We start from the raw sequence: 11531 nt of genomic DNA, 5'->3' as shown, positions 1-11531 counted from the left end.
TTCCGAATCTGAGGGGCCGCCGCCGTCAGAACCGCTCGGGGCGGATCAGCGCGTAGGTGAGGTAGGCGAACAGGAACAGCGTCACCGCTCCGCCCAGGGCGTAATCCAGAAGCATCCCGGCCTCCCCTAGAGCGCGTCGCAGGCGGCGACATAGGCGAAGGAGAGCCCGAAGAAGACGAGCCCGATGGCGAGTACGATGGTGTCCATCATCGAATAACCCCGACGGTCTGGGCTGCCGGACCGACCGCCCGGCAGCAAGCACCGGTTCCATTGGGGCGGGACCGGCCGTTCGGGGCGAATATCGCGCCGAGGCCATAGCCGTTCGAGAGAAGGAGGCAGGCGCGGAAATAAAGATTTTATAGGAATTTTCCGGCGCGACGCCGCGCGAATATCAAACGCCGGAGCCGCGAAAAGCAGTCTGCCCTGCCGCGAACGCAGGGAAACCCTCTCGCCGGACCGCTTGTGAGCCACATGCAGGCCGTGCCAGAAGCTGGCGCGAATTCGGGCAGAACGGCCCGTGCAGGAGGAAGCCTTCCATGAGCAACAGCAAGGACGTTTGGCGTCTGGTCGACGACAAGGCCCCGGCCTATTTCGAGCTCTCCGACCGCATCTGGCACACGCCCGAGCTGAATTATCAGGAGGTTCGCTCGGCCGCCGAGCATCAGACCATGCTGGAGCGCGAGGGTTTCCGCGTCACCACCGGCGTCGCCGGCCTGCCCACGGCCGTGGTCGGCGAGGCTGGCGAAGACGGCCCGGTCATCGCGATCATGGGCGAGTTCGACGCGCTGCCCGGGCTGAGCCAGGAAGCCGGAATCGCCAGCGAGACACCGGTCGAGAAGGGCGGCAACGGCCATGGCTGCGGCCACAACATGCTGGGCTCGGCCTCCCTCCTCGCCGCCACGGCGGTGAAGGACTACCTCGCCGCCAACGGCATCAAGGGTCGCGTGCGCTATTATGGCTGCCCGGCGGAGGAAGGCGGCTCGGCCAAGGGCTTCATGGTGCGCGCCGGCGCCTTCGACGACGTCGATATCGCGCTGTGCTGGCACCCGGCCTCGTTCAACGGCGTCAACCGGCCCTTCTCGCTCGCCTGCGTCGAGATCGAGTTCACCTTCAGCGGCCGCGCCTCGCATGCCGCCGCGGCGCCGCATCTCGGCCGCTCGGCGCTCGACGCGGTCGAGCTGATGCATATCGGCGTCAACTACATGCGCGAACACATGCCTTCGACGGCGCGCGTCCACTACGCCATCATCAATGCTGGCGGCATCGCCCCCAACGTCGTCCAGGCCACGGCGACCACGCGCCAGTTGATCCGCGCAGCGACGCTCGCCGAGATGTGGGAGCTCGTCGCCCGCGTGAAGAAGATCGCCGAGGGCGCCGCGCTGATGAGCGAGACCACCGTGGCGATCAAGCAGCTGTCGGGCGATGCCAACCTCGTCGGCAACCGCCCGCTTGAGGAAGCGATGCAGGCCAATCTCGAGGCGCTCGGCGGTCCCGGCTTCGATGCCGCCGACCACGCCTTCGCCGCCAACTTCCAGAAGACGTTGAGCGCGCAGGACATCGCCGCCGCCTATGGCCGCTTCGACCTTGAGCCGAAGGACGGTGAGGCTCTGAGCGACGAGATCTACCCGCTCGGCGCCGGCAACGACACTTCGGTCGGCTCTACCGATGTCGGCACGGTGAGCTGGGTCGTTCCGACCGTGCAGTGCCGTACCGCCTGCTATGCGGTCGGCACGCCCGGCCATTCCTGGCAGCTCGTCGCGCAGGGCCTCGCGCCCGCCGCGCATAAGGGCCTGGCGCTCGCCGCCAAGGCCATGGCTGGCGTCGCCGCCGACGTGCTGAACGACCCCGCTTTGCTCAAGGCGGCGAAGGACGATTTCGCCGCGTTCCGCGCCAAGAACCCCTTCGCCAACCCGATCACCGACGATGTCGAGCCGCCGCTCGACATGGCGGCACATTGACGCTGTTCCCAACGGAAATGCGCGATGCATGTGAGCAAACCCGCTCGATGACTTGCGCATTCGCTCCGCCGCGGGAAACAAGCGCCTCGTCACACCGCTCGGATGGGCGGGGCTTCCTGCCCCTCCCATCCGGCGGCTTTCTTTTTGTCGAAAGCAGGGGCCGATGAACCAGCCTGGCTTCTTCGAGATCATCGGCTTCGGCGCCAATGGCTGGGGCCCCGCCCTGCTGGCCGCCACCGGCATGACGATCGCCGTCGCGATCTGCGGCTTTGCGCTCGGCGCCATCATCGGTGCGCTCGGCGCCTGGGCCAAGCTCTCCGGCGGCCCGGTCACGCGCCGCCTCGCCGACGGCTACACCACCGTGCTGCGCGGCATCCCCGACCTGCTGGTGATCTACCTGTTCTATTTCGGATCGAGCGCGGTGCTGACCCCGCTCGGCCGTCTCTTCGGCGCGACCGGCTTCATCAGCCTGCCCGGCTTCCTGGCCGGCGCACTCGCCATCGGCTTCGTCTCCGGCGCCTATCACACCGAGGCCTTCCGGGGCGCGTACCGCGCCGTCTCGCGCGGCGAGATCGAGGCCGCCATCGCCTGCGGCATGAGCCCGTTTCTGAGGCTCAGGCGCATCATCGCCCCGCTGGTGCTGCGCTATGCCCTGCCCGGCCTCGGCAATGTCTGGCAGCTCGTGCTGAAGGAAACGGCGCTGATCTCGGTCACCGGCCTGGTCGAGATCCTCCGCCAGGCCCAGATCGGCGCGGGCTCGACCCGCCAGCCCTTCACCTTCTTCTTCATCGCCGCGATCCTCTATCTCGTCATCTCCTCGGTGTCGGGCTGGGGGCTGCGCGCGGCCGAAACGCGCTTCACGCGTGGCCTCAGGAGGGCGTGATGGATTTCGCCTTCATGTATGAGACGCTGCTGACGCTGATCGGCGGCATCCCGCTGACGCTGAAGCTCGCGCTCTCCTCGGTCGCCTGCGGCTCGGTGCTCGCGCTGCTGCTCGCCCTGCTGCGAATGTCCGGCATCGCGCCATTGGAATGGTTCGCGCGCTTCTACGTCTTCATCTTCCGCTCGACGCCGCTGCTCGTGCAGATCTTCATCATCTATTACGGCCTGAGCCAGTTCCGCGAGGTGCGCGCCAGCTTCGCGTGGCCCTTGCTGCGCGATCCCTATTGGTGCGCGCTGCTGGCGCTCTCGCTCAACACCGCCGCCTATGCCAGCGAGATCTTCCGCGGCGGGCTCCAGGCGGTGCCAGCCGGGCAGATCGAGGCGGCCCGTGCCGCCGGCATGACGCGCTTCCTGATGTTCCGCCGCATCGTGCTGCCGCTCGCCATCCGCCAGGCCCTGCCGGGCTACGGCAACGAACTCATCCTGATGATCAAGGCGACCTCGCTCGCCTCGATCATCACGCTGATGGAGATCACTGGCCTTGCCGCCAAGCTGATCTCGGAAACCTACCGCGCCATCGAGGTCTTCATCGTCGCCGGCGCGATCTACCTCGTCATCAACTTCGTCGTGACGCGGCTCGTCCAATACGCCGAATACCGGCTGACGCCGCATCTGCGCCCCGCCCCCGGCGCCGCCCCGACCATCGAATCCGGAGCTTCCGCATGAGCGCCGCCTCAGAACGCCCGCTGGAACGCCCCCTGGCGGTCTCCGTCACCAATCTGCGCAAGACTTTCGGCTCGCTCGAAGTGCTGAAGGGCATCTCGCTGGAGGCGCACGAGGGCGACGTCGTCTCGATCCTCGGCTCGTCGGGCTCGGGCAAATCGACCATGCTCCGCTGCATCAACATGCTGGAGGTGCCCGATAGCGGCGACGTCACCGTCGCCGGCGAGACGATCCGCCTGCAGCAGACGGCGAACGGTACGAGACCGGCCGATCCGCGCCAGGTCGACCGAATCCGGACCGAGCTCGGCATGGTCTTCCAGAACTTCAATCTCTGGTCGCACATGACGGTACTGGAGAACGTCATCGAGGCGCCCATCCATGTGCAGGGCCGTCCGCGCACCGAATGCATCGAGGAAGCCGAGGCGCTGCTCGCCCGCGTCGGCATCGCCGACAAGCGCAACCACTATCCGGCGCATCTCTCCGGCGGCCAGCAGCAGCGCGCGGCCATCGCCCGCGCGCTCGCCCAGCGCCCGAAGGTCATGCTCTTCGACGAGCCGACTTCGGCGCTCGACCCCGAACTCGTCGGCGAAGTCCTGCGCGTGATGCGCTCGCTCGCCGAGGAAGGCCGCACTATGCTGGTCGTGACGCATGAGATGGGCTTCGCCCGCGACGTCTCCAGCAAGGTCGTGTTCCTGCACAAGGGGGTGATCGAGGAGGAAGGCCCGCCGCAGCAGGTCTTCACCGCCAGCCGTTCCGAACGCTTCCGCCAGTTCCTGGCGGGCTGAACTTCAGCCGCGCGCCGCTCGTGGCCGCATCATCAGGGAAGAGACCATGAAGACCATCGCAAAGCTGTTCGCGCTCGCCGCGCTCGGCGCCGCCGCATTCGCCGCGCCCGTCCTCGCCCAGGCGCCGCAGAAGGTGCGCATCGCCACCGAAGGCGCCTTCCGTCCGTGGAACTGGACCGAGGCCAACGGCACTCTCGCCGGCTTCGAGATCGACCTCTACAAGGACCTCTGCAAGCGCGCGAACCTCGACTGCTCGATCGAGGCCCAGGCCTTCGACGGCATGATCCCGGCCCTCAATGCCGGCAAGTTCGACGCGATCATGGCCGGCATGTCGGTCACCCCGAAGCGCGAGGAGGCAATCCTCTTCTCGACCCCCTACGGCTCGACCGGCCAGACCTTCGCCGTCATCAAGGGCAGCCCGCTCGCCGACCTGCCGGACACCGGCAAGGTCTTCCATCTGGGCAATGACGAGGCCGGCGCGCTCGCCGAGATCGAGAAGCTGAAGCCCCTGCTCAAGGGCAAGATCATCGGCGTGCAGACCTCGACGATCAACGGCGCCTTCCTCGAGAAGTACTTCAAGGGGCTCGTCGAGATCCGGGAGTACAAGACCACCGAGCAGCACGATCTCGACCTCGCCGCCGGCCGCGTCGACCTGATCATGGCCTCGATGGCCTATCTCTCCACCGTCTCGAAAAAGGCCGGCAACGAGGACATGGTCGTGGTCGGCCCGCGCTTCCAGGGCGGCATCGTCGGCAAGGGCAGCGCCATCGGCCTGCGCAAGAGCGACACCGAGCTGAAGGCCAAGTTCGACAAGGCGATCGCCGAAGCCAATGCTGACGGCACCATCAAGACGCTGGGCGAGAAGTATTTCGGCTTCGACGTCTCGGTCCGCTGAAGCGCCTTATCCTGCGCGATCGTCCGATGCGGCGATCGCGCAGTTCTTTTTGAATGAGCCTCAGCCGTCCTGCCGCCCGGCGATCTCGATGCGCATCGCCGGCTTGGTCGCCTTGAACTCGGCGACGGCTGCGGCCGAAAGATCGGAAATCGAACCAGGCCCGCGCGACATCGCCTGCAGGATGATGCGCCCGAGACGATCGCGCGCTTCCGCTTCAAGCTCCGCATCCGTGCGCGCGTCATAGTCCAGCGCGGCCCAGGCTCTGGCGAGCACGGCTTCTGCGACGAGAAGCTCCTGGGAATTCAGGACACCGGGAAAGCGGAAGTTCTGGGCGGGCATCATCGATTCGAGCATGGCGGCGCAACGGATATGGGGGCGGCGAGGTTCCCCACAAGGCGGGCGGAATTGCGGCCATGCCCTGAACACCCGCCGCAAGAACGGCATCACCCACAAAAACAACGAGCCGTGCATAGGCGAGGATATCGAACCCGGCTTCGGCGCTGCTGCGGGCCGTGGCGGTGCGGGCCGGTCGCTAACCGACGCCGCAACACGGAGTAAATAAACAGTAAGTCCAAATTGGACTGATTGTCCAAATTTGACTTGACCCCTCGACCGCCCGGCCTCACAGATCAGGCAAACGCGCTGCCCTACGATAGCGGGGCTCGGTGCGGCATTGCCGGAGGCTCCCGTGAAGTTCGACATTTTCCAGATGGAGCGGAATCAGACGCTCTTCGAGAACGACGTCGAGATCAATCTGACCGAAAGCGGCGTCCATCCCTGGGCGATCGAGGATATTCTGGGCGAACAGGCGGCGCGCGACCTGCTCAAGCAGCCTCTCGGCTATGGCTGGACCGACGGCCGGCCGGACCTGCGCAGCAACATCGCCTCCTGGTATCCGGGCGCCACCGCCGCCAACGTGCTGGTGACCAACGGCTCCTCCGAGGCGACGATGATCGCGTTGATGGCGCTGTTCGAGCCCGGCGACGCGCTGGTCTTCGCCCTGCCTAACTTCATGCAGATCGACGGCCTCGGCCGCGCGCTCGGCTTCGACATTCGCCGGCTCGAACTCTCCGGCGAGAGCGACTGGCAGATCGACGCAGAGCAGCTCGCCGCCGTCGCTGCCGGCGCCAAGGCCATCGCCGTGACCAACCCGGCCAACCCGACCGGCAGCGTGCTCTCCGCCGCAAGCCGCGCCGTTCTCATCGAGGCCGCCGAGCGTAACGACGCCTGGCTCATCGTCGACGAGATCTACCGCGGCGGCGAGATCGACGGCGCGGAGACGCAGACGCTCTGGGGCAGCTACCCCAAGGTGCTCGTCACCTCGAGCCTGTCGAAATCCTTCGCCTGCCCGGGCCTCCGTCTGGGCTGGATCGTCGCTCCCGCGGAGGTCGTCTCCGCCGCGGCCGAGCGACAGGACTACACCACCATCGGCAGCGGCATCCTCAGCCAGATCCTCGCGGAAGAGGTGATGCGGCCGGAAACGCGCGGCCGCCTGCTCGCGCGCGGTCGCGATTTGCTGCGCAGCAATGCCGATCTCGTTGCGCAATGGATGGCGCAGCATAACGACTGGTCATGGCGGCGTCCTCAGGCCGGCGGCATGGCCTTCCTGCGCTATTCGCTCAACATGTCCTCGGAGGCCTTCTCGCAGAAGCTGCGCGAGGAAGAGAGCGTCTTCGTCGTCGCCGGAAGCTGGTTCGGCATCGAGAACCACATCCGCATCGGCATCGGCGTGCCGACCGAGGTGCTGCGGGACGGGTTGGCGCGGATGGATCGCTTTCTGGCGCGTCACAAGGGCTGACTAGCCTTTCCGCCTCGCCATCATGCTCGGGCTTGACCCGAGCATCTCCTGCCGACGAAGGCTCCCGTGCCTCACTGTCCAGAGAATCTCGGGTCAAGCCCGAGAATGACGGCCGGAACGAGTCTTCAGCGCCCGATCCCCTCCAGCACCACCCGCGTGATCGCGATGTCCTGAACTGCAACACCCGTTAGGTCGGCGATGGTGATATCGCTGTCCGAACGCCGGGCTGGAACATCACCGGCCAGCACGGCCCCCAACTCAACGCAATCGCCCGCATCGATCAGCCCGACGGCCGCGGCGGCAGCGAACTCGCCATGGTCGAGGCTCTGCTCCAGCGAATCCGCGATCCGGGTATCGGCAAGCGCGACAAGCGCTGTGTCTAGCTCCTGCTTGCCCGGCGCATCGGCCCCGAGCGCGGTGATATGCATGCCCGGCCTGATCCAGTCGTCGCGGATGATCGGCGCAGCAGCCGGCGTTACCGTGATCAGCGCATCCGACTGCGCGCAGAGCGCTTCCAGCTCCGCCGCCGTCTCGACGACGATCCCCTCCCCGTCAAGATCGCGCCGCAACGCCTCCAGCTTTTCAGGCGAGCGCCCCCACACCGCAAAGCGCGGCTCGCGCTCCCGCAGCAGATGCGCAGCAGCGCGGATCTGGAAACGCGCCTGCGTGCCCGCGCCCACGATCCCGATCCGGCGCGCATCGGCCCGCATCCCCGCCCGCGTCGCGATGGCCCCGGCCAGCGCCGTCCTGAGATCGGTCAGCCAGCCCTCGTCCCGCAGGATGGCGACGACAGCGCCGGTCTCGGCCGAGAGCGCGATCATCATCCCGCTCGTCGTCGGCAGCCCCTTGGCCGGGTTGTCGTAGAACCCCGTCGCAATCTTCACGACGAAGATGGAATCGCCGGCGATATGGCCAAACTTGATATGGCAATCGCCATGATGCGCGGGGAAGCCGAGATAACCGACCGGCGGCATCTGCACCTGGCCGGCAGCAGCCGCCTTGAACCCCTCCTCCAGCGCGATGAAGGCCCGGTCGAGATCGACGGCGGCCTCGATCTCAGCGCGCGACAGGTCAAGCATCCGGGGCCTCGTTGGCCTGGTTGAGGTAGTTGTAGACGGTCGCGCGGGCGAGCCCGAGGATGCGCGAGATATAGGCGGCCGCATTGCGCCCACCGAAGGCGCCGTTGGCGGCGAGATCCGCCACCAGTTCGCGCTTCTCGGCCCGGCTAAGGCTGGTCACGGCAAGGCCACGGCTTTGCGTCCATTGCTGCACGAACTCGTTGATGCGCTCGTGCCAATCTTCCTTGAACAGCGCCTGCGGCTTCTCCGCGCCGGCCGGTACAGTCGCCAGTGCGGACAGCGTCTGCATCAGCGCGTGGAACTGCGAGACATCGACATTGATGCAGAGCACGCCGATGGCCTTGCTCCCGGCCGAGAGCACGATGCTGATCGATTTCAGTCGCCGCCCGTCCCAGTTCACCTTCTCGTAGGGGCCGATGATCGTTTCGTCGGGATCGAAGCCGATCTCGTCGAGCAGGGACGGCTCGCCCAGCACGCGCTGCGAGAAATTGCCTGCAATATGCACGACGCTCTGCGAGGCGAGGTCGTGCAGCACGACTTCGGCATGCGGCCGGAACAGCAGCGCCACCGCATCGCAGACCGGCAGATAGGGAGCGAGTTCCGGCGTCATGCGCGCAGGTTCAGCGTGGCTGCGACTTGAGATAGTCGCTCAGTCGCTCCAGCCCGGCGGAGAGGTGGTCCCCCGGCGCGCCGATGCCGATGCGGATATAGCCGTCCATCCCGTAGACATCGCCCGGCAGCAGCATGATGCCGCGCTCCTCGCGCAAGCGATGCACCAACTCGGTCGAGTTCATCGAGTGGCTGTACTTGATGAAGGCCATGCCGCCGGCCTTGGGCGACACGAAGGAGAAGAACTCGTCATTCGCCTTCACCCAGTTCGAGAGCAACGCGAGATTCTCCCGCAGGATGGTCTTGCTTCGCTGCAGAATCTCGGCGCGCTTCGCCGGCTGGATGACGATGCGGGCGATATGCTCGCTCAGCGCGCTCGTGGTGATCGAAGTGTAGTCCTTGTTCTGCCAGGCCGTGTAGATGTCCTTGGCCGGCCCGACCAGCCAGCCGATGCGCAGGCCCGGCAGCGCCATCGCCTTGGAGAGCCCGCTGGTGATGATCGCCTTGTCGTAGAGATCGGCGAAGCTGGGCGGCTCGTCGGTTTCGAGCTCGGCGCCCTTGTAGACCTCGTCGGCATGGAGGTAGCAGCCCTGCGCCCGGGCAATCTCGACGAGCGCATCCATCGTCTCGCGCGAAAGCAGGCTGCCGGTCGGATTGTTCGGGTTGCAGATCGTCATCAACTTGGTGCGCGGCGTGATCGCCTGGCGGACCTCGTCGAGATCGGGCGTCCAGCCCAGCTCCTCGCGCAGCTTCACTTCCTTGACCGTGGCGCCGATCGCCCGCGCCCAGCCCCAGATCTGCAGGTAGTTCGGCACGAAGACGACGATCTCATCGCCCGGCTCGATCAGCGACATCACCATCAGGAAATTGGCTTCAGCCGAGCCGTTGGTGACGATCACCTCGTCCGAGGTGCGGTTGCGATAGAGCTTGGCGATGTCCTCGCGCAGTTCGACCGCGCCATTGGTCCAGCCATAGCCGAGCTCGACCTCCATCAGTTTGGCGCGCTGCTCGGCGCTCAGCAATTCGTTCAGCGAATAGGGATGGACGCCGCTATCCGAGAGATTGAACTCGACGGTGTTCTCGTAGAGCGACTGAATGCGCTCCAGGCTAAATTCTTCGATCTTCATGCTGCCCATCCCGCGCCGGCCGACCCGTCGCATCTCCCGCGAGTATGATGGGCATCATTTGGACGTCAAGGTCGATTTTGGAATTTACAGTCCAAATCGTGGTTGCTATCCCTTGGCGACCACGTCGCAGCCGCTCCCGGAGAGCCCATCATGTCCGACCAGAAACCCGGTGCCAACAAGATGTGGGGCGGTCGCTTTACCATGGCTCCGGCCGATGTGATGCGCCGGATCAATCCCTCGATCGGCTTCGACTACCGGCTTTACCGGCAGGACATCGCGGCGTCCAAGACCCATGCCGCGATGCTCTCCCGCCAGGGCATCATCGCGAGCGCGGACAACGAGCGCATCCAGGCCGGGCTCGACCAGATCCGAGGAGAGATCGACCGCGGCGAACTCCAGTTCAGCATCGACCTCGAGGACATCCACATGAACGTGGAAGCGCGCCTCAAGGAGATCATCGGCGAGCCGGCCGGGCGGCTGCACACCGCCCGCAGCCGCAACGACCAGGCCGTCACCGATGTCCGCCTCTGGATGCGCGACGCCATCGACGGGCTCGACAGCGTGATCCAGGATTTGCAGCGCGCCCTGATCGAGCGTGCCAGCGAGCATGCCGAGACGATCATGCCCGGCTTCACCCATATGCAGGTCGCGCAGCCCGTGACCTTCGGCCACCACCTGATGGCCTATGTCGAGATGTTCGGGCGCGACCGCGAGCGCCTCGCCGGCGCACGCCAGCGCACCAATATCTCGCCGCTCGGCGCCGCCGCGCTCGCCGGCACCGCCTTCCCGATCGACCGAGAGTTCACGGCTGCCGAACTCGGCTTCGCTCGGCCGACCGAGAACTCGATGGATTCGGTCGGCTCGCGCGATCATATCTGCGAGCTTCTGTTCTGCTGCTCGATGCTCGCCGTGCATCTCTCCCGTATCAACGAGGAGATCACGCTCTGGTGCAGCGACGGCTTCCGCTTCATCGCGCTGTCGGACGCCTTCACGACGGGATCCTCGATCATGCCGCAGAAACGCAACCCTGACGCCGCCGAGCTGGTGCGCGGCAAGACCGGCCGCGTCGTCGGCTCGCTCACCGCCCTGCTGATGACGGTCAAGGGCCTGCCGATGACCTTCATGAAGGACATGCAGGAGGACAAGGAGCCGATGTTCGACGCGCTCGAAACCGTCGAGCTCTGCGTTGCCGCCACTACCGGAATGGTCCGCGACCTGACGGTACGTCCGGAAAACATGCGCGCCTTCCTCGATCGCGGCTTCCCGACGGCCACCGACCTCGCCGACTGGCTGGTGCGCGAGGCCGGAATCCCCTTCCGCGACGCACATCACATCACCGCCCGCGTCGTCGCGCTGGCCGAGGCCAAGGGCTGCACCTTGCAGGCGCTAGACCTCGACGCCATGCACTCGGTCGATCCCCGCATCAGCGCCGCGGTCTTCGAGGTGCTGGCGCCAGAGCATTCCGTCCGCAGCCGCCGCAGCTATGGCGGCACCGCCCCCGACACGGTGCGCGAGGCGATCGAGCGGGCGAAAGGGCATTGGTTATCCAGCAAGCCGATCCAGGCTTAGTTGTCATTCCGCGGCTTCGCGCAGCGAAGAACCCGGAATCCACGACTGGGTGAGCGGCCAGCAACCGAACACAGGATGTCTCACTCGGTCGTGGGTTCCGGGTTCG

Annotated in this window: 13 protein-coding genes; 7 read left to right on the top strand and 6 right to left on the bottom strand. The window is 66.2% G+C overall.

Annotated elements, in window-relative coordinates:
* Positions 1 to 25 precede the first annotated feature (25 nt).
* Both AB4Z16_RS24475 and AB4Z16_RS24470 read right to left on the bottom strand, forming a co-directional pair.
* Positions 26 to 115 carry a K(+)-transporting ATPase subunit F gene (locus AB4Z16_RS24475; protein ID WP_441513933.1) on the bottom strand — a complete coding sequence of 30 codons (90 nt, stop codon included), beginning with the start codon at positions 113 to 115 and terminating at the stop codon, positions 26 to 28.
* Positions 116 to 126: 11 nt separating this feature from the next.
* Positions 127 to 258, bottom strand: a complete 132-nt coding sequence (locus tag AB4Z16_RS24470) for a hypothetical protein (RefSeq protein ID WP_441513932.1) — start codon at positions 256 to 258, stop codon at positions 127 to 129.
* 278 nt (positions 259 to 536) lie between these two features.
* Here AB4Z16_RS24470 and AB4Z16_RS24465 point away from each other — a divergent pair, with 278 nt between their 5' ends.
* From AB4Z16_RS24465 to AB4Z16_RS24445, 5 genes are all read left to right on the top strand, one after another.
* Positions 537 to 1958, top strand: coding sequence for an amidohydrolase (locus AB4Z16_RS24465; RefSeq protein ID WP_441513931.1), 1422 nt, complete (start codon positions 537 to 539; stop codon positions 1956 to 1958).
* Positions 1959 to 2121: 163 nt separating this feature from the next.
* Complete coding sequence (locus AB4Z16_RS24460; protein ID WP_441513930.1) at positions 2122 to 2841, top strand: ABC transporter permease; 720 nt, start codon at positions 2122 to 2124, stop codon at positions 2839 to 2841.
* Complete coding sequence (locus AB4Z16_RS24455; RefSeq protein ID WP_441513929.1) at positions 2841 to 3566, top strand: ABC transporter permease; 726 nt, start codon at positions 2841 to 2843, stop codon at positions 3564 to 3566. Before AB4Z16_RS24460 ends, AB4Z16_RS24455 begins: the two co-directional genes overlap by 1 nt.
* Complete coding sequence (locus AB4Z16_RS24450; RefSeq protein ID WP_441513928.1) at positions 3563 to 4348, top strand: ABC transporter ATP-binding protein; 786 nt, start codon at positions 3563 to 3565, stop codon at positions 4346 to 4348. The genes AB4Z16_RS24455 and AB4Z16_RS24450 overlap by 4 nt, the downstream gene beginning before the upstream one ends.
* 46 nt (positions 4349 to 4394) lie before the next feature.
* Positions 4395 to 5243 (top strand): transporter substrate-binding domain-containing protein, encoded by an 849-nt coding sequence (locus tag AB4Z16_RS24445; RefSeq protein ID WP_441513927.1) that lies wholly within the window; start codon positions 4395 to 4397, stop codon positions 5241 to 5243.
* 60 nt (positions 5244 to 5303) lie between these two features.
* On the opposite strand, the gene AB4Z16_RS24440 is transcribed toward AB4Z16_RS24445, so the two are convergent.
* On the bottom strand, positions 5304 to 5597 hold the full coding sequence (locus AB4Z16_RS24440; protein ID WP_441513926.1) for a hypothetical protein: 294 nt from the start codon (positions 5595 to 5597) through the stop codon (positions 5304 to 5306).
* 334 nt (positions 5598 to 5931) lie between these two features.
* Between AB4Z16_RS24440 and AB4Z16_RS24435 the strand changes: the two genes are divergently transcribed.
* Positions 5932 to 7041 (top strand): aminotransferase class I/II-fold pyridoxal phosphate-dependent enzyme, encoded by a 1110-nt coding sequence (locus AB4Z16_RS24435; protein ID WP_441513925.1) that lies wholly within the window; start codon positions 5932 to 5934, stop codon positions 7039 to 7041.
* Between the two features lie 125 nt (positions 7042 to 7166).
* Here the strand turns inward: AB4Z16_RS24435 and AB4Z16_RS24430 are convergent, their stop codons facing one another.
* The 3 genes from AB4Z16_RS24430 to AB4Z16_RS24420 are packed head-to-tail and all read right to left on the bottom strand — an operon-like array spanning position 7167 to position 9856.
* Positions 7167 to 8120, bottom strand: a complete 954-nt coding sequence (locus tag AB4Z16_RS24430) for a Rossmann-fold NAD(P)-binding domain-containing protein (protein WP_441513924.1) — start codon at positions 8118 to 8120, stop codon at positions 7167 to 7169.
* Positions 8113 to 8730, bottom strand: coding sequence for a helix-turn-helix transcriptional regulator (locus AB4Z16_RS24425; protein WP_441513923.1), 618 nt, complete (start codon positions 8728 to 8730; stop codon positions 8113 to 8115). The genes AB4Z16_RS24430 and AB4Z16_RS24425 overlap by 8 nt, the downstream gene beginning before the upstream one ends.
* A gap of 10 nt (positions 8731 to 8740) precedes the next feature.
* Entirely contained in the window at positions 8741 to 9856 is a 1116-nt protein-coding gene (locus tag AB4Z16_RS24420; protein WP_441513922.1) for an aminotransferase class I/II-fold pyridoxal phosphate-dependent enzyme, read from the bottom strand.
* Between the two features lie 150 nt (positions 9857 to 10006).
* Here AB4Z16_RS24420 and argH point away from each other — a divergent pair, with 150 nt between their 5' ends.
* Complete coding sequence (gene argH / locus AB4Z16_RS24415) at positions 10007 to 11425, top strand: argininosuccinate lyase (RefSeq protein ID WP_441513921.1); 1419 nt, start codon at positions 10007 to 10009, stop codon at positions 11423 to 11425.
* The last annotated feature ends 106 nt before the right edge of the window (positions 11426 to 11531 follow it).

Origin of the sequence: Allobosea sp. TAF32, assembly GCF_052113585.1 — a bacterium.
In the GTDB taxonomy this organism is placed as follows: domain Bacteria; phylum Pseudomonadota; class Alphaproteobacteria; order Rhizobiales; family Beijerinckiaceae; genus Allobosea.
The sequence above is the reverse complement of the archived record's forward strand: the minus strand, read 5'-3'. Positions and strand labels throughout refer to the sequence as shown.